Origin of the sequence: Paenibacillus rigui, from assembly GCF_002234615.1 — a bacterium.
Taxonomy (GTDB): domain Bacteria; phylum Bacillota; class Bacilli; order Paenibacillales; family NBRC-103111; genus Paenibacillus_S; species Paenibacillus_S rigui.
The window spans coordinates 1-18,486 of the sequence record NZ_NMQW01000031.1 but is presented as its reverse complement, the minus strand read 5'-3'; the positions used below and the strand labels follow the sequence as shown (position 1 = coordinate 18,486).

The window sequence follows — 18,486 nt, the reverse complement described above, 5'->3', positions numbered from 1 at the left end:
GAAATCCATTCTTTCTTGAGTAAAACTCGTCCGAATGTTCGGATTTCAGGTCCCATTTCCCTCAAATTGGCGAAATATGTCGTCTTTCGGCTGCAGAACGGTAAGCGGCGTCGATCACCCGGGAGCTCCAAATCCCTTCTTCGCCCGGACACAGGAACGTGGCCTTCCCTTCGATTTCTTCAATAAAATGCTCAATCATCGGCACATTCATATTGGGATGCTTGGGCAGCTCATAACGGTGTACCTCCCCTGCCGCATCGGTCCATTCCAAGACCGGGTCTTCCACAGACTGCATGGTCAGCTTGCCCGCCGTACCGAAAATTTCAAGCTGGTTGCCTCCCGCTGTACTGAAGCTTGCATGAACGGACGCCTGGCAGCCGGATGCAAAGCGGACCAGCACCGACGCCGTATCCTCTACGGCCAGCTCCTGCAAAATGTTGCCGGTCATCGCCGTCACCAGCTGAGGCTGTCCCAGGGTGAAGCATAGGAGATCCAGGATATGGCTCCCGACGTCCATTAAGGGTCCTCCTCCCGAAACTTCGGGACGCAGCAGCCAGGCCCGCTCCGTGTTGGCATGATCCGTCAATCCGCTGAACTGGGCACGAGCATACACAGCCTGTCCAATGGCGCCTGCCTCGATCCATTCTTTCAGCTTCCGGAGCTTCGGATAATACCTCCGATAATAGGCTATGCCCAGCTTCACTCCGTGGTCCCGGCAAGCTGCTATCATCTGTTCCCCCAAGGACGCGTTCAAAGCCATCGGCTTTTCACACAGCACATGCTTGCCATGACGTGCAGCCTCCATCACATGCTCGGCATGGAGAGCAACCGGCGTAGCGACATAGACTGCGTCGATGTCCGGATCGTTCCAGAGCTGTGACACATCCGTGTAAGCACGTGGAATGCCGAACTTTTTTTGCAAGCGCATTCAATTTGTCCTTGTCGCGACGAACAACCGCCTGCAGGCTGCTCCCTGATGCGGTTTGCAGTGCGCTCGCCACTCTGCGCTCTACGACATCACCGGCTCCGATAATTGCCCATCGTATCAAATTTTATCCCCTGCCTCCTGCTTTTTCCAAACCGTTTCCTTCATTATAAGCGGCGTTGTCCAATTAATCCATTCTCTTTTTCCCAAGCCCCTCCGTCCCTCCGACTCTAAATAAAATTTAGTTGAGAATTGACAATTTTTTTATACTTTCGACATTGTTTCGACCTATGCCTCATGCTATGTTTATCCTGAATTCTTTAGTCACAATGAAACGACTTGATCCGGAGGATGCTTTCAAACATGAATCAGCGGTCTAACCCCCCTCAACCTCAACCCATACACACAGCCCCGGCAGCAGGGCATTCTCTGCATCAAAGTATTGACCTCTGGTTTACGATAAGTATGTTCGGGATGGCGCTCCTTCATTTGGACGGCCGGTTTGTTAAAGCGAATGCCGCCATGACCCGGCTGCTCGGATATGGTGAACCCCAGCTGACTCATATGAATATACAGGCGTTGCTGCACCCTGATGAGCTCCTTCACTCGATGCATAAATTCAGTGAATTGGCCGGCGGAACGACTCCCTCGCTGGAGACCGAAATGCGCTGGATCCATAATAACGGAGACGTGGTCTGGTGTTTGACCCACGTGACCCTGCTCAAGGGAGAGCTTGAAGAGCCCTGCTTCTTATTGCAGGTACAGGATCAAACCGAGAAAAGGAACCTTGCCGCCGCCTTCCAAAATGCGATGCAGACGTACCATTCCCTGATTGAATCCGTCCCTTATTCTTTGTTCATGATAGACCTGGATTGGAAGCTGACGTTTCTGAACCAGGCGGCGGAGCAGACGTTGGGGCAAGAGAAGGAGCAGATTATCGGCCAAAGCTTGTGGGCCCGTTTTCCGAATGTCCTCCATTCGGCTTTCTACAGAACCATATGCCGCGCCATGGAAGAGAAGGTTCCCACCTACCTGCATGCATATTATGCGTCCCGGGAGAGATGGTACGAAATGACCGCTCATCCGACCAAAGAAGGGCTTTGTTTGTTCATCCGGGATACTACGGAGCTCAAGCAGCAGGAATCGGCTTACCAGGAGACGAAGCTGCAGCTGGATTCGATGATTGAGCATTCCCCTGATCCGATTTCCATTCTCGATTTGCAATATCATATGATACAAATGAATCCAGCCTATCTGGAAACGTTCGGCTTCACGGAGCAAGAGCTGCTCGGCAGGCGCCCCCTCATCATCCCTGAGGATTTGATGGCTGAAACGGAGGAGCTGTTCCTTCAAGCATCGATGGGCTTTCAAATCAAAGGCTTCGAAACGAAGCGGCTCCACAAGAGCGGAGCACTGCTGGATATTCTGCTGAGCATTTCCCCTGTAAAAAATGCGGAGCACAGGGTGGTCGCCATCTGTGTCATTCTGCGGGATATCAGCGAAAGCAAAAAAATGGAGCAGAGCTTAAGAAAAAGCGAGGAAAACTACCGGATTATCGCCGAAAATACGACGGATCTGATTTTACTATTGGACCCCCAGGGTGTGATCCAGTACGCTTCTCCCTCCCATAAGACACTTCTGCAGTTAGACCCGTATGAGTTAATCGGACATAAGCCTTATGAGTTTTGGGGAGAGTCTGCTCTCTCACAGGCCACAGACTGCTTTTACCATACCATTCGTAACAAAGAATCGTTAAGACTGGAGGTTACCTTACCCTTATCCCCGGGGAAAAGTATGCTTCTGGAGGTGCACGGCGTTCCGGTCACCGGACCTGACGATCAGGTCGAGACCGTAGTTATCGTCTCCCGCGACATCAGTGAACGAAAGCAGGCCGAGGACTTGCTTCGTCGATCGGAAAAGCTGTCGGTTGCCGGGCAGCTGGCTGCCGGAATCGCGCATGAAATCCGCAATCCGTTGACGGCCTTAAAGGGCTTTACACAGTTCATGCAAAAAAGCGCCGAGTACAAGGAAGAGTACCTGAAGATCATGCTGGACGAGCTGACAAGAATCGAGCACATCATCTCGGAGCTGCTGATGCTGGCCAAGCCGCAGTCCGTCCAATACCGGAGGTGCCGCGTCGAGCCGATTCTTCATGACGTCGTTTCCTTATTGGAGTCCCAAGCCAACCTCAAAAACGTCATCATCGAAGTCGAACCGCTGGACAAGCACTGGACCATCTACGGAGAGGAAAATCAGGTCAAGCAAGTGTTCATCAATCTGCTGAAAAATGCGATGGATGCGATGCCTTCCGGGGGATACGTCCGGATTATTGCGAGAAAGACAAGTGACGGCATGCTTTCCATCGATTTTGCGGATGAGGGCGAGGGCATCCCGCCCGAACAGCTGGAACGGCTCGGGGAGCCTTTTTACACGACGAAAGAAAGCGGATCCGGTCTGGGACTGATGATCAGTCAGAAAATGCTGAACGAGCATGGAGGCACCCTCCGTATAGCCAGCGAGCCGGGACGGGGAACGACCGTTACCGTACTGCTTCCTTTTGCCTAGTCCGCTTCCGGTATCGTGCATCGCTTCCATACAAGACCTATACTTTTCCAATCCATCCTGTGCTATCATAGAGAGCATATTTCAGCGGAGAGGACTGTCTATCTACGTGGCAAAACTTTATTACCGGTACGGCACGATGAACAGCGGCAAATCAATTGAAGTGCTGCGTACCGCTCACAATTATGAGGAACAGGGTAAAAAGGTGCTGTTATTCACCCCGGCCGTCGACGACCGTTACGGCGTCGGTACTGTAGCTTCACGCATCGGCATGCAGAAAAAAGCAATGATTATCGATGAGCATATCGACATGGTAAAGCTCGCCGCAGCGGAGAAGCCGAACTGTATTCTGATTGATGAGTGTCAGTTTCTGCAAAAGGAACAGGTGCTCCAGCTGACGGAAATCGTCGATACGCTCAACATTCCCGTTATCGCCTACGGCCTGCGTGCAGACTTCATGGGACAGCTGTTCGAGGGAAGCTACCACTTGCTGGCGCTCGCCGATCAAATTGACGAAATCAAAACGATATGCTGGTATTGCGACAAAAAAGCGATCATGAACATGCGCTGCGAGGACGGAAAGCCGGTCTTTGAGGGCGCGCAAATTCAGATCGGAGGCAACGAAAGCTACCTGCCGGTTTGCCGCAAATGTTATTCCCTGAAAAGAAAGCAGGCCCAAAGCCTATAGGAAGAAAGCATGGCTACCGGATTGAACTTGTTGAACTTAAGCCAAGAGGATGCAGCGCTGCTGCTCTCTTGGTTTTTTTGCTGCGTCGCCTCAAAGTCTCAAACGCATGATGTAACCATTACTCTCCCCGCTTCATACGATAGAATACAAAGGGATATGAAGGCGGGTGAGACCATGCAGGGCAAAGACTTATGGTACAAGCTCGGGGTGCTGGCTTATTTAACGGCCTGGTATGTGGGCTGCTTTTGGATGATGGGGATCGTACGGAGCGGTTGGGTAATGGAGCTGTTCGGTGTTAATTTCAATATGGTGGAGGAGTATGTGTATTACGGTTTGGCCGGCTCGATCGGCGGCACCTTGTACGCGCTCCGCCTGTTCCACGACTATTATCATAACCTGACCGAACGCTGGTTGTTCTGGTATTTGCTGCGTCCGATTAAATGCGGAGGAGCGGCGATCATGACGATCATTTTATTCCAAAGCGGCATTCTGCTGCTGCAAACGGGCGATTCGATGATCAGTAAGATCGGTATTTCCTTTCTTGTCGGCTTCGGGTACGGGAAAGTCATGGAAAAGCTGCAGTCGTTGACCGAGGCTCTGTTTAATGGTAACAAAAATAAAGCTTCCGTCCCCGGGCAGCCGTCGCCGATACAGCCGGAATCAAATGATGATACGACACCTAAAGGCTGAAAGCCGAGCACAGGAAGACGTTCAGGGAAGCATGGCCCGCAGCCTTGAACCTCCTTACAAGAAGCCGAACATAAAAATGTTCTGTAAAATATTGACTACGAACAAATGTTTGATATAATAAGAACAAGAACAAATGTTCCTATAACTTGAGAGGGGTGCAGACCATGAATACGAATGCGGTGAAAGCCAGATTTATTGAACGGGATTTCTACAAGCAAAGGATGCTCGATAACAGCGACTATTTGACAGAGGCCCAAATTGATAAAATTCTCGATTCGGCAGGCGTATTCTGGGTCGATCTGACCTTCAAGTTTTACGATAACGGCACCTTATCGATTATAGACAACGATACGGAGCAGCCTGTCGAGCTGAAGGAGCTCAAGGGCGCAGCTTATGATTTCTACGTTAAAGAAAGAATCCGGTTAATCCGGGGCAACCTGCTGGACAAAATTTTACAGTCCGCCTGATGCCGAAGGGAACGGGAATGCGGTATGTTTCTCCCTACTCCCTAAACCACAGAGCTTTATAATCGACCCAGCCCAGGGAACCGATACTGACACCCTGAAGTTCCGAAGGGAAGGAAGCCATCTGCCGCCAGCGGTACCATAACACAATCGCACGTTCGTCCAGCAGCTCCCGCTCCAGTCGGGAAAGGCCTTGCAAACGTGCGGAACGGGACTGCTCAAGCTGCAACAGGCCAAGCCGACGCTCAAGTTCATTCCGCCGGCCAGGACTCAGGCAGCTGCGCAGCGGGCTTTGATCGCTTCCCAGTATAGCCCACATAGCGGCTTCATCATCCGCATCGACCGGCTGCTCTAGCAGCCATAGGTCGGCAGTCGCCAGCGTATCGGGATGACCAAGCATCTCATAAGGCACCCATCGAATGTGCAGCTCGATTCCTGTCTTCTTCAGCTCTTGCTGCAGCCAGTCAGCATCTCTTTCATGGCCCGCTCCCGCATAAGTTACCAATTCAAGCCGTTGAATAGGTGTGCTTGAATTATGCATAGAGGCTTCGGGCTCGGATACTTGTTTCCTGCCGGGTTCATGAAGCTTATCGAGTGGTTCCCCGGGCTCGCTGCTGGATTCGCCGCACATGCTGGATTCGTTGTTTCGTTTGGATTCACTTGTTAGAGCCAAGCCCTCCCCGCTCTCCCCACGGTCTGTGATCTTGTCCATTCCCCGTACGAAACTGTGCGCCAATTCCCCCCTGTTGCCTCCCAGATCATGCATGGCATTTACCTGACGAATGGCCTTATGTATCTGCTCTCTTAACGAGAGCTGCTGAAGCGGTCCCTGTTTCGCTTGATTCATGAGTACATATTTGCAGCCGCGATCCATACGTTCCAGCCATTCCCATGGCGCATCGGACTGCTGCCCCGCCCAATAATGCCAGAAGTTCATCCCTTCACCTTCCTGCTCTTCCCATTCTACGCCCTTACCCTGCTCATAAATTTCAGGCAAGCACCACATTTCGACTTGATCCAATTGGGTCGGCCGAAGATAATACGAAGGATTCGCCTTCAATACCAATAGCCGCTCCTCCCTGCGTGATAACATAAAGGGCCCTGTCCCGACAGGCTTCAAGTGCCCGTCCCCGCCAAGCGAGACGGGTACAATACTTGCGCAGGGAAGTGTCAAAAGGCCAAGAAGCTGATAACAGCCTTGCTCCCACTCGATCTCGATTAAATGATCATGAAGCGGCTCTACCTTTTTGATCCCGCTGAACAAGTGATCATACAGAGAACGGGGGGAAGCTGCTTCTCTCAGAGCAGCTGAAGCAAGCCGTTCCAGGGTGAAACGTACATCGTCCGCGGTAAAGGCAGCTCCATTATGAAACTGTACATGCTTTTGAAGATAAAATCTCCACCTTCGGGCTGACCTGTCACTTTCCCAATGATGTGCAAGACCCGACTGGTAGCCTTGTTGGTCGATATCATACAGCACCAGCGTATCGTAAAGCTGACGAATCCAATGCAGCTCGGTTCGGCGGGTAGCATAGGCCGGATCCAAAGAACCGGGCTGCCGGTAAGAAGGAAATCGGAGCGATGCCCGATGGGCTTGTTGTTTGCCAGTGCCCTGGGGCAAATAACGGAACGATTGCTGCATCGTATGGAGAAGCTGCCCTCTTCCTTGGTCTGTAAGGAAAGGAGCTTCCAGCAGTTCTACCGCTTCTTGCACATGGCCCGAATCCAGCAGCTCTTTTGCATGTTCTACGATCAACTGGTCAGGGATGGCTGCACAGCATACGCGGGACTTGTGTCCTCTTCCCTGCCCTGGCCGCCATACAATCCAGCCCTTGCGCTGCATGGATTGAATTAACAGCTTGGCATTCCGTTCCGAGCAGTAAAACCAGACGGCAAGCCCAGGGACCGTCACCTCCATAAAGGCATCGCTGCCTGAGCCCCTCTCCTTCCATCGGTCATAAATCCGGGCATAATGCTCTAACAGCTTCATCCGCCATAACCTCCCTTGGGCACCCCGATCCTAAAAAGGGGAAATCAATTAATTAGAGATTACACTTTTTATTCCCCTTTTGCGAATTACAATGGAAGGTAAAGGAAGCAACGTATTCGTTATGAACGAAGGAGAGCTGGAGGTATGAACATATCCTTAACTGCATCACAGGGAACCTTGCCGTCTACTGCTGGCTATACACCCGCTCCGAACCCCAAACATGCCGTTCGAGTCATCGCTTGGATCACGGCCGTCTGTTTGCTTGGCGATTCTATGCTGTATATCGTGCTTCCGGTATATTGGACATCCTTCGGATTGGAAACCCTATGGCAGGTCGGCTTTCTGCTATCGATTAACCGTTTCGTCCGGCTTCCATTGAACCCCCTGATCGGATGGCTCTATGGCCGGATATCGAAGCGCACCGGTATTATTATCGCAGTCAGCCTTGCCCTTCTGACCACATGGGCCTATGGAAGCTTATCAGGCTTCTTGGCGCTGTTCCTTGCCAGAACGCTGTGGGGAGCGGCTTGGTCTCTGCTGCGTATTGGAGGCTATTTGACTGTACTCGAGGCTTCCAATCGTACCAATAGAGGCAGCATGCTGGGCACCTACAACGGCATTGTGGGCATGGGTAGCCTCCTCGGCATGCTCGCCGGAGGCATCCTGGGCGAATGGATCGGCGTCCGCTACACGGCTTGGATCCTGGGCGCAGCCATCCTTGCGGGGCTGCCTCTTGCCTGGCGTCATGTGCCCGCAACGGTTGCTAGGACAGAGGCAGCGCAGCCGGAAGCAAGCACAGGGAGCGGTGTGGAAGGCGATGATAGCACGAGGGCAGGCGGTCATGGCACAAGCAATGACTATGCAAGATCAGGCGAGCAGAGGCCGAGCACAGACCATCCGAGCGTGGGTGCGGGCGGCACTTACGCGGATAATGCGGGAGCCAGTCCAAAGCCGGCAAAAGCGAGCATTCCCCCGATGGGCAGGGACAGCGCGAGAAGCAGCGGGAACGAAGCGAGGGCAAACGGCGCTGGCTTGGGCGAGAATGATGCCGATGCGAAGAACGGCACTAGCTCAGAAGGCACGGAGGCACGTGAACCCATTGCGATTACAGGCGGAGGCCCGCGTGCCGTTGCCGTGAGCGGCCTCGCCGCCGCATTGCGGATTTCCGCGGAGGCGTGGCTGGTGCTGGTGTCCGGTCTCGTGACCGGCATCATCTTCTTCGGCATCTATCTCGGTACGATGAGCCCGATGATCGAGAGCCACCTGCCCGAGTCCGGTACGATCATGCTTCTTGGCGCCACGTTAGGCGCCGCTTCGGTTGCCGGGATCGTGCAGGCCATCCGCTGGGCATGGTCGCCGCTGCTTTCACCGCGGATCGGCGCATGGTCGGACGGCCCGGGCGGCAGGCTGCCCGTCTACCTGGGCAGCCTCATCCTGGCGGCGGCCGCATTCGCGATGCTCCCGCTGCAGCTGCCCTTCTTCGCGTGGCTCGCCGTCCTCCTGGCCGCGCAGCTGGCCAACACGGCTATCGTCACGCTCACCGACGCGCTGGCTGCCGATATGGCCGGCGGCAGCTCCCGCGTCACCTACATGACGACCTATACGACGGTCGTCGATATCGGTGCTGCACTGGGCCCGCTAATCGGCTTCGCCGCAGTAGGCATCCTCGGCCTCGGCCCGCTGTACGCCGGATGCGCCTGTATGCTTGCCATGCTGGGATCGGCCTGGCTGCTGCTTGCTGCCAAACAGCAAAGGAACAGCCGCCAGGCAAGCTCCAAGTAAATCCGTGAAGCGCCTAGCCAATTGGATTTCGCTTGGAGCCCTCGCGCCCGAACACTGCTTCTATAATTGATTATCTACTAAAGAAGGCGAAGGAGTCCCGGGACTCCTTCGCCTTCTGCTTATTATCTATTAGCCCGAGTTACCGACCGACCAATTCATTGACTTGGGATAAAGAAAGACCCGTTTCCCGAGCCAAATCTATAACTGAAGCCCCGGGATGCATCCGGAGAAATGTCTTTATCTGGTTGGATTGCTCCAAGTGCAGCTTGAAGCAATCGGCACAAAGCACATGGGCCTGTTGCAGCTGAAGCTTGCCGCAGCCGCGGCAATTCGATAAGTTCATACGAAAAACCGACCACCCCTCTACACATAGTCAACCGCTTGAAGTCACTTATACAGCTTCGCAGCAGGCCGGCTGTTTATGGGGGTCGATTTCTCAATAATTTACCTGAGTACCGCCTTCCTTAGGTCAATTCGGAAAGCAGCACCTTGCGTCCTTCCTTCGCACTTTGCAGAGCCCCATACACCATCGCCATACTTTTGATGTTATCGGTGCAGTTCGTCTCCGGCTTGCGCCCCTCCGATAAAGCGGCAAACATTTCGTCAAGACATCCATGATGGCCATTCCTTCCCTGCCAGCTCAGCTCCGCCTCCACTCTTCGGAATGAACCGGTACCGTTGCTCTCCTGTTGGGGGACCACCACTTCGGCAAACGGCGCCTCCGTTCCGTCCCACATTGCCGTCCCGCTGCTCCCGTTAATCCGCCATTGGGCCTCCCACGAGGTCGGACTGCCTTCTGCGCACCAAGATCCGCGGTAACAAAACACACCCCCGTCGGCGTATTCAAAAATACAAATAGCCGCCGCATTTCCCGCATACCAGGACCCGGCAGGGTTGAACTCATGACAGTACACGGATACAGGATCTTTGCCGGTAATCAGTCTTGCCTGATCAAAAGTATGTATAGCCATGTCCAGCAGCAGCGGACTTTCCATGGCATCGCGGAAGCCGCCAAAATGAGGCCCGAGGAAGAAATCGGCATTCACGAAGCCGATCTCGCCGATCCCGGCTGTTGCGACCAGATCCCGGAAAGCACGAATTTGCGTCAAATAACGCCGGTTTTGCATAATCGCGTAGGTTCGCTCTTTGCGCTCCGCCAAGGCTACGAGGCGTCGTGCTTCCTCCATGGATACCGTCATCGGCTTCTCCCCCAGCACATCGCAGCCAAGCTCCATCGCTGTTGTAGCTACGGTAGCGTGACTTTCCGGGATCGTGATGTCAAATACGAGATTCGCCCCCGACTCGGTGATCGCCTGTTTCACATCATCGTAAATGCCGCAGGAAATGCCATAACGCTCGGCCATCGCGGCAGCGCTTTCTTTTCGCAAATCAACCATCGCCACAATGGCCGCATCCTCCCGCTGCAGCGCATATTCGATCCAGGCTTTGGACATCCCGCCGCAGCCGATCACGGCAATCCGGAACTTGGTCATCTGTAATTCCTCCCCGGCCCTATGGGCTTTGTAGTCATGCAATAACCTTATGATACCGAATACAAACCGGCCTGTCTGTACTCCATCCTGTTCAATTGCTGTTTCATTGTGTCCTCTTTTTCGACCCTAGTTCTATATGTCTAATTTTGTCGAAACAATCTCATTTCCATAGGTGAAAAGTCGTGGTATAAATAGATTATATTTTATAACATTTTATGACAGGAGAGGAAAAGAAATGACGAAAAAAGTAGTCGTTCTCGGAGGCGGGGTTGCCGGCATGAGCGCAGCCCATGAGCTTGCGGAGCGGGGTTTTGAAGTAGCCGTATATGAGCTCAGGCGAATTCCAGGCGGAAAGGCCCGCTCGATGCCTGTACCGGACAGCGGAGTGAACGGGCGCAAGGATCTGCCCGGAGAGCATGGCTTTCGTTTCTTTCCAAGGTTTTATAAGCACGTCGTAGATACGATGGAGCGAATCCCTTACGGCACCAACAAGCGCGGTGTCGCGGACAATCTGGTTGAGGGCACCCGCCTCGGTCTTGCGAGAACTGACGACGTGCCTGTCGAATTCGTGACGGAATTCCCGACATCTTTTTCAGATATCAAGGACTTGCTCAAATCTTTGTTCGACAACCATCTTGGCCTCTCCGAAGAAGAAATCGAGCATTATCTCGAAAAGTGCTGGCAGGTTATGACGAGCTGCAACGACAGAAGGGAAGAGGAATATCAGAATATTCCCTGGTGGACCTTTATCGATGCGGACCATCAATCGGCTAACTTCAAACGGGTGTTTACCGGTATGACACGTATCCTTGTAGCTGCGAAAGCACGGGAAGCGAATACGGCAACCATCGGAGCCGTCGGCTCACAGATCATGCTGGACATGACTTTGCCGGGGGGCAGTGCAGACCGTCTGTTGAACGGACCAACGAATGAGGTATGGATTTATCCATGGCTTGAGTATTTGCGCCAGATCGGCGTCGACTACCATCTGGATGCGAAGGTAGAACAAATTCATTGCAGCAACGGGGTCATTACAGGCGCTACCATCACGGAAAAAGGGGAAACGTTCGAGGTGCAGGGCGATTATTATGTAGCCGCTTTCCCCGTAGAGGTCATGGCCCAATTCGTCACAGACGAGCTGCTGGAGGTCGACCCGACGCTATCGAATATCAAACAGCTGGCAGAGTGCGTCGATTGGATGAATGGAATCCAGTTTTATTTGAAGGAAGACGTGCCTATCATTCACGGGCATATGATTTATATGGATTCAGCCTGGGCGCTCACTTCCGTGTCCCAGAAGCAATTTTGGCCGCACGTTGACCTGAGCGAGTATGGCGACGGGCAAGTGAAGGGCATCCTTTCTGTGGATATCTCGGATTGGGAGACACCGGGTACCTTATTCGGCAAAAGCGCGCGCCATTGCACGCGTGAGGAAGTCATGCAGGAGGTATGGGAGCAGCTGAAAGCGAGCCTGAACGTGAACGGTCACGTTGTTCTGGAGGACAGCAATATTCACTCCTGGTTCCTTGATGAAGACGTGCATCTGCCGAATCCGGATGGAACGTCCGTCAATCTGGAGCCTCTCCTTATCAACAAAGTACATACATGGGCTCTCCGTCCTCACGCTTACACAGACATTCCGAACTTATTCCTGGCTTCCGATTATGTTAAAACGAACACGGACCTTGCAACCATGGAAGGCGCCAATGAAGCCGCCAGGCGCGCGGTCAATGCCATTCTGAAGGCCTCCGGCTCCAAAGCCAAGCCTTGTGAAATTTGGGATATGTACCAGTTCAGCGCCCTTATGCTGCAGCGTTGGCACGACGAGGTTCGCTTCCGTAAGGGACTGCCCTGGGACGGCGGGCTGCTTCCGGTGTAATGCAGCAAAAAGCCTGTTCGCCGCCTTCAAACGAAGTGCAGCGGACAGGCTATCTTTTTTTTATTCGGCACGACAAACGAACTGGACAGTTAGGCACCCACGCCGCCGCCCATGCGCTGCTCCACCTTCATGAACTTCCATACGAGCAGCGAGATGAGCCAAGCGCCTATGAACAAGGCGACCAGGATGTAACCGAGCAAGCCAAAATCCAGTTCCTGCAGCCAATGGAAAAAGGGTGACTGTGCCTCCAGCCTCTCGCTCAGCACTTGTGCCAGCTCGACGATCCCGATCAGTAAAGCAGCGACAACCGACAGCAAAGTAACGGTCAAGTTGTAGTACAGCTTGCGAAACGGCGTCTTGAAGGCCCAACGGTAAGCAGACGTCATAACCATACCATCCGCGGTATCCAAAAGGCTCATCCCGGCTGCGAACAATAAAGGCAAAGAAAGAATGCCGAGAACGGAAATCGACGATTTGGCCACCCCTGCCGATATAGCAAGCAGTCCTACCTCGGTTGCCGTATCAAAGCCGAGTCCAAAGAGAAAGCCAAGTGGATACACGTGCCAGCTTCTCTGGATAAACCGGTAAAATGGCTTGATCAGCCTCGCAAAAAAGCCTCTAGAATGAAGCAGATGCTCCAAATGCTCATGATCCTGCTGACCATTGCGCCAATGGATGAACACTTTGAACAGGTTGATCAGAATCCCCAGATTGATCAAACCGATGACAACCAGAAATATCCCGGAGACGGAAGCACCGATCATGCCTCCAATCTCCTGCATTTCCGGCATGTGGGTCTGAATCCAATGAACCGAGAACGCAATGGCAAGCACCATCAGAAATACAACGGTTGAATGGCCCAATGAAAAGAAAAATCCCAAGCCGAGCGGATTGCGTTTTTGCTCCACCAGCTTGCGGACCGTATTATCGATAGCAGCGATATGATCCACATCGAACGCATGCCGGAGTCCGAACGTATAAGCGAGCAGCCCCAATCCCCAAAAGGTCGGATTTACAGCAGCTGCGGAGATTAACCCCCAAATACCAAGGATATGCAGAGCGAGAATGACAATAAAATAGCCTAACCATTGACGGCGGCTATCCATAATGGCTTTTAGCACAAAACCCCCTCCTCAATCGTGTTACTTTCCGAACATTTTGTATCACACATCGTAGTTTAACATATATCCCGAATTCCAACAACAAATATGTGAGTATTGTTAACATCACCGTTTGCGTTTCTTGGAAAGCTCGTGGTGAAGCGGAGTGAGGGTTAATGCACGTACTGATTCGTTTTTTCGGGAACGACAAAAAAGGGGCCTTTTCCGGTGTTCCGGCGGCCCCTTCATTCCTTGTTATAAGAAGTAAACCTTATCTGTGCCCATCCATCTTCGGGTCATGCTGCTGCTAACCATGTCAGGACCCCTGCCTGCCCCGACGGATCGATATCCGTCAGCGCTACCTGGGGAGCCCCCTGTGTGATCGACCCGGCGGCTCCATTCGTTCCCGGAGTGTATGTCCACGTGCCGACATTAAAGAAGTAATTTTTCGTCGCATTGCTGTCCCACTGCCCTGCACCGTTATTGAATGCGACCTCCAGCTGCGTCGCCGAGCCGATATCAATCGTCGCCTTGGCGTAGCCCTGCACCTCCGCATCCGCCATCTTCACGCCCGGAACCGTCGTCCAGCTGCCCCCCGCAGGGCGGTAGTGGATGTACGGCGTGGCGAAGCCTTTTTTGTAATACACGGTCACGCTGTTCCCCGTTCCGCCGCCGCTCGGCGCTCCCGAAGCAATGGATCCCGCTGCCCCATTTGTTCCCGGGGTGTATGTCCACGTGCCGACATTAAAGAAGTAATTCTTCGTCGCATTGCTGTCCCATTGGCCTGCACCGTCATTGAACGCCACCTCGAGCTGTGTCGCCGAGCCGATATCAATCGTCGCCTTGGCGTAGCCCTGCACCTCCGCATCCGCCATCTTCACGCCCGGAGCCGTCGTCCAGCTGCCTCCCGCAGGGCGGTAATGGATGTATGGTGTGGCGAAGCCTTTTTTGTAATACACGGTCACACTGTTTCCCGTTCCGCCGCCACTCGGCGCTCCCGAAGCAATCGTTCCCGCTGCCCCGTTCGTTCCCGGAGTGTATGTCCATGTGCCGACGTTAAAGAAGTAATTCTTTGTCGCATTGCTGTCCCACTGGCCTGCACCGTCATTGAAAGCCACCTCGAGCTGTGTTGCCGAGCCGATATCGATCGTCGCCTTGGCGTAGCCCTGCACCTCCGCATCCGTCATCTTCACGCCCGGAACCGTCGTCCAGCTGCCTCCGGCAGGACGGTAATGCATGTACGGCGTGGCAAAGCCTTTTTTGTAATACACGGTTACCAGATTATGAACCGGATCGACAGGTGCGGCATACTTCACGACATAATTTTTAAAATTGGCCATTTCTCCTGTAACGGAGCCGTCGGCATTTACAACGTTCGCCAAACGAAGCAGAGTAAAGCCATTGTAGCCAAAATGGGTAATTTTCTCTTCGATCTTGGAAAAGGCCCCCGTACCCGAAGCCGGCAGTGCATTTTCCCCATTCAGCCGGACGCCTTTACTATTTGCAATGGAAGACACCGTATCGACCAAGGTCGACGGAGCCGAGTAATTCGGCGAAGCGCTGTTGTCGTACATTTCAAGGCAGGTGAACGTCAAATCCAGATTCGCGTCCTTGAATTTTTGGATCAAGGCATTATAGTCATAATACCCTGCCGCCTGCTCTGCACTGTGGGGCATCGTCGGACTCGTCATCTGCCAATGCACACCGGATACTTTGGCCCCGATTCTGACGCCGAACACAGGATCCAGCTTCTGATGCGCTGCCGCAGCGATGACACCCAGGTGGTTCTCCAATACGCCCTGGTACCATCTTAAAAAGTCTTTGCCATAAGCGCTGGTATAACCTCCGTTCGTGTAAAAGCCGTCACCGTCGCCCGGCGGCAGGATTTGCTCCGCGCCGGTCAGCGCTGTACCCCAAGCGCTATTCACGCCGCTCAGAGAGCCGTATTTAGCCAGCATGGCTGTACGGAACGCCGCTTTGGCCGTATCCGTATATACCTGGAACTTGCCTCGGGATGGATAGCTCCACCCGGCGGCAGGATAATAAGAAGGAAACCGAAGCTCGCCGGATGGCCCGCCGCTCAAATAAATTTTAGGGATTATATCCTTGTAGGAGGCGAAATTGTCGGCAAATGAACCGTACAGCTCGCTGTACTGCGTGCCGATCCCGCTCCAGAAGGGGGAAATCGCCTCATTGTTGACATAGCCCGTCTCGCTTTTGAACTGCATTTCATCCGCCGTTCCCTTGCTCCAGAGCCAAGAAGGCAGCGGGATATTGCAATCGTCCCCGACGTTGCCCCCGCACTTGTGCGTCGATAGGATCGGCACCCATTTGAGGCCCGCCTCGCGGACGGCATTCCCGTAATTTTTATAATAGGTCCAGTCGAATTGGTTGTCGCCTGCACTTTCTACAAGCCCCCACCATACATCCGTTGTAATGGCATAGACGCCATTGCTTTTCAACGTGCGCAGCTGGTTCTTGAACGCATCCCAATCCGTCACTTGTGTCAGAGGTCCCATAACCGAAGCTTGAAAATCGTTTGCAACAGCCGCTTCCGTCTTGGCAGGACTTACACCAAGCAGAGTGCCCAGCAGCATGACAAAACTGAGCAAAAGCATAACCGCTTTCTTAACTAATCTTCTTCCGGAATTCATGAACGTGCCTCCTTCAATGATTTTTCGAAGCCTTGTAACCGATTACATCGCTAATTATAAAGATCCGCAAAGACAATACACACCCAATAAATTGATCAATAAAGTGGAAAATTTTGCATGATACCCCTTTTATTCGGATTCCACTTCTAGACGGCGTGCATTTGTCAAGGGGGACCGGAGGCGGGAGGCCTCACCTTTCTGTTACGAAAAAAGAGGCCTTATCGGCCTCCGGGATGTTGTAAGTTAAAATGAAGGTTTGACCGGCAAGTTTCGGTGGAAAAGTCCCCCTCCTGCCGCTGTTGAAGCTTGGCCGGTTACCAGCCCATCCGCTGTCTCAGGCTTGTGATATGCGCAGTATGATGCTTCCCGTGCCACGCATAGGTTCCCAAATTCACATCCAGCCGGATGATGCCGGAGGCGGGATGAACGAAGGTGCGCTCCCAATCGCTCTCCTGCAGCGAGTGAAGCAGCAGCCCCCACCGGGCATGAAGCTGCTCGAGCAACGCAAGGGACAGCTCGATATCCGCCGGACGGCTGTCCGCAAGCTCCGCCCAGCGCGCCTCGTCATACGGTTTGATCGTCGGCTGCTCCTCCGTGAGCGCAAGCTTGAAGCGAATCAGGCTGTTCATATGGCTGTCGGCCACATGATGTACCACCTGGCGAACTGTCCAGCCCTGCGGGCGATAAGGCGTATCCAACTGACTGTTGTCAAGGCCCGATACCGCGCTTCTCAGCAGGGCCGGGGCTTCCTCCAGCTCCTCGATCCAGCGTGCCCGCTGTTCGCGGGAAATATCTCCAACCCATGCAAATTGGCCGATTGGGTATCTCAGTGCTTCCAAATCTGTTGTCATGGTTCCTCTCTCCTCAGTTCAGTGTACCGTACAGGTTCGTGTGTCCAAGAGCTATCCACGCACGGGGCATCATGCCCATCAATCCCCGCCACCGCCACCACCGCTATCTCCTCCGCCGCTATCTCCCCCTCCGGAAGAGCTGTCCGACGAGCTGCCGGAGGAGTGATCCTGATGACTATCATGACTGTTATGATGAGAATCGCTGTCTCCATGATGATGCCCTTGATGGTTGTGATGGTTGTGATGATTGTGATGATGCTGCTGTCTGTTCGAATCATCATCCGTGTACGTGTCCGGCGACGAGCCTGCATAGAAACCGTCAGACGCATGGTTGCGGTGAGGGCGATGGTTTGGACGCGAGCGATTCACCGCCCGTGTAATGATAATAATAGCAAGAACGATAAACAAAAGAATAAGGATCATACCCATGTTCTCCACCCCTGTCCCGGTTCATGAAATACAAATAAATTACAGCTTACACAGTAAGACGCAGCAAGCATCCAAACTGTTTCGGTAAAGCAGGAAAAAAGCCCGCTTAAGACTATGGAACCGGCCCCGATCGGCCTCTAGCTGCCGCTGTCTTCCTGGTGCGACCTGCAGCGTTCGATCTCCGCAAACATATATCCTCCAAGAACGGACTCACTAATTTTCAGAAAAAAATGCTTTTTAAAATCCAATATACCAAAAAACCTATCCCAATCACTAGCCATAAGAATGCTCTCCAAATTATTCTTTTGAATATGTATAAAACAAAGTCACCCATTGATTCTTCTATATTGTTCCATGCGCTGTTACTATGCTTTTTCCTTCTCGGCTCCATATGTACTCCTATGACGAATAAAAATTACTTAATTTCAATGGTATCCGTTTCCACCAACTTCGTAAATCTTAAAACAGACATATGTGCAAAAACATTTATCTTTCAAAACAATCATGTCCGTTCCTTCTAATTCAGGCCGAAAACAATTTACACTTTGTGATTTTAATCACATAACAATCCTTAAGACCATGGTACATTATAGGTGTAGAGAGGAAGTAAACAATGTAGGACGAAAGGAAGATATCCCATGAACATTCAAAAACAATCCCGATCTTGGCTGAAATAGAAAAGTTTATTTTTTAACACATCTTGTGAAAATTTTCACCAATAAATTTTAGGAGCTGATTATCATGTTAGGAAAATGGCTTAGAGAAAATAAATATGCAGCAGGCATCCTGCTTTTCGTAAGGTTGTATTTTGGTTATGAATGGCTCACTCACGGTTGGCAAAAGTTAACCGGCGGATTTACTGCCGAAGGCTTCTTAAATAATGCGGTCGCTAAACCGATCATCGACAAAGCAACCAATGAACTTGTTTATCCTACCTTCACTGCATTCATACAACACTTCGCTCTGCCGAATGTTAAAA

General features: G+C 52.6%; 14 protein-coding genes and 1 pseudogene. 7 read left to right on the top strand and 8 right to left on the bottom strand.

Features of this window, described 5'->3' with window-relative positions; all coding sequences use genetic code 11:
* Nucleotides 1–61 precede the first annotated feature (61 nt).
* On the bottom strand, nt 62–928 hold the full coding sequence (locus CF651_RS20435; protein ID WP_094016727.1) for a Gfo/Idh/MocA family protein: 867 nt from the start codon (nt 926–928) through the stop codon (nt 62–64).
* A 360-nt stretch (nt 929–1,288) separates the two neighbouring features.
* On the opposite strand from CF651_RS20435, the gene CF651_RS20430 reads away from it, so the two are divergent.
* The 4 genes from CF651_RS20430 (at nt 1,289) to CF651_RS20415 (ending at nt 5,332) form a co-directional block, all read left to right on the top strand.
* A complete protein-coding gene (locus CF651_RS20430) occupies nt 1,289–3,490 on the top strand; it encodes a PAS domain-containing sensor histidine kinase (RefSeq protein ID WP_179232905.1) in 2,202 nt (733 codons plus the stop codon).
* Nucleotides 3,491–3,596: 106 nt separating this feature from the next.
* Nucleotides 3,597–4,175 carry a thymidine kinase gene (locus CF651_RS20425; protein WP_094016725.1) on the top strand — a complete coding sequence of 193 codons (579 nt, stop codon included), beginning with the start codon at nt 3,597–3,599 and terminating at the stop codon, nt 4,173–4,175.
* A 9-nt stretch (nt 4,176–4,184) separates the two neighbouring features.
* Nucleotides 4,185–4,865 carry a hypothetical protein gene (locus CF651_RS32420; protein WP_179232904.1) on the top strand — a complete coding sequence of 227 codons (681 nt, stop codon included), beginning with the start codon at nt 4,185–4,187 and terminating at the stop codon, nt 4,863–4,865.
* 164 nt (nt 4,866–5,029) lie between these two features.
* On the top strand, nt 5,030–5,332 hold the full coding sequence (locus CF651_RS20415) for a hypothetical protein (RefSeq protein ID WP_094016724.1): 303 nt from the start codon (nt 5,030–5,032) through the stop codon (nt 5,330–5,332).
* Nucleotides 5,333–5,366: 34 nt separating this feature from the next.
* Here the strand turns inward: CF651_RS20415 and CF651_RS20410 are convergent, their stop codons facing one another.
* Nucleotides 5,367–7,319 (bottom strand): ABC transporter substrate-binding protein, encoded by a 1,953-nt coding sequence (locus CF651_RS20410; RefSeq protein WP_094016723.1) that lies wholly within the window; start codon nt 7,317–7,319, stop codon nt 5,367–5,369.
* 144 nt (nt 7,320–7,463) lie between these two features.
* On the opposite strand from CF651_RS20410, the gene CF651_RS20405 reads away from it, so the two are divergent.
* Nucleotides 7,464–9,101 carry an MFS transporter gene (locus CF651_RS20405; RefSeq protein WP_094016722.1) on the top strand — a complete coding sequence of 546 codons (1,638 nt, stop codon included), beginning with the start codon at nt 7,464–7,466 and terminating at the stop codon, nt 9,099–9,101.
* A gap of 139 nt (nt 9,102–9,240) precedes the next feature.
* Here CF651_RS20405 and CF651_RS20400 read toward each other — a convergent pair whose 3' ends face one another.
* Together CF651_RS20400 and CF651_RS20395 are read right to left on the bottom strand one after the other, a co-directional pair.
* The gene (locus CF651_RS20400; RefSeq protein ID WP_094016721.1) at nt 9,241–9,444 is read right to left on the bottom strand and encodes a hypothetical protein; all 204 of its coding nucleotides are present in this window, start codon (nt 9,442–9,444) and stop codon (nt 9,241–9,243) included.
* A gap of 121 nt (nt 9,445–9,565) precedes the next feature.
* On the bottom strand, nt 9,566–10,594 hold the full coding sequence (locus tag CF651_RS20395; RefSeq protein WP_094016720.1) for a Gfo/Idh/MocA family protein: 1,029 nt from the start codon (nt 10,592–10,594) through the stop codon (nt 9,566–9,568).
* Nucleotides 10,595–10,829: 235 nt separating this feature from the next.
* On the opposite strand from CF651_RS20395, the gene CF651_RS20390 reads away from it, so the two are divergent.
* Nucleotides 10,830–12,473 carry a hydroxysqualene dehydroxylase gene (locus tag CF651_RS20390; RefSeq protein WP_094016719.1) on the top strand — a complete coding sequence of 548 codons (1,644 nt, stop codon included), beginning with the start codon at nt 10,830–10,832 and terminating at the stop codon, nt 12,471–12,473.
* Between the two features lie 89 nt (nt 12,474–12,562).
* Here the strand turns inward: CF651_RS20390 and CF651_RS20385 are convergent, their stop codons facing one another.
* From CF651_RS20385 to CF651_RS20370, 4 genes are all read right to left on the bottom strand, one after another.
* Nucleotides 12,563–13,579 carry a HoxN/HupN/NixA family nickel/cobalt transporter gene (locus tag CF651_RS20385; protein ID WP_094016752.1) on the bottom strand — a complete coding sequence of 339 codons (1,017 nt, stop codon included), beginning with the start codon at nt 13,577–13,579 and terminating at the stop codon, nt 12,563–12,565.
* 290 nt (nt 13,580–13,869) lie between these two features.
* Nucleotides 13,870–16,227 carry a family 14 glycosylhydrolase gene (locus CF651_RS20380; RefSeq protein WP_094016718.1) on the bottom strand — a complete coding sequence of 786 codons (2,358 nt, stop codon included), beginning with the start codon at nt 16,225–16,227 and terminating at the stop codon, nt 13,870–13,872.
* A gap of 314 nt (nt 16,228–16,541) precedes the next feature.
* Entirely contained in the window at nt 16,542–17,066 is a 525-nt protein-coding gene (locus tag CF651_RS20375; protein WP_281254491.1) for a YfiT family bacillithiol transferase, read from the bottom strand.
* Nucleotides 17,067–17,156: 90 nt separating this feature from the next.
* Entirely contained in the window at nt 17,157–17,507 is a 351-nt protein-coding gene (locus CF651_RS20370; protein ID WP_144029084.1) for a hypothetical protein, read from the bottom strand.
* Between the two features lie 741 nt (nt 17,508–18,248).
* Here CF651_RS20370 and CF651_RS20365 point away from each other — a divergent pair.
* Nucleotides 18,249–18,486: pseudogene (locus CF651_RS20365) on the top strand (Crp/Fnr family transcriptional regulator); the annotation flags it as partial.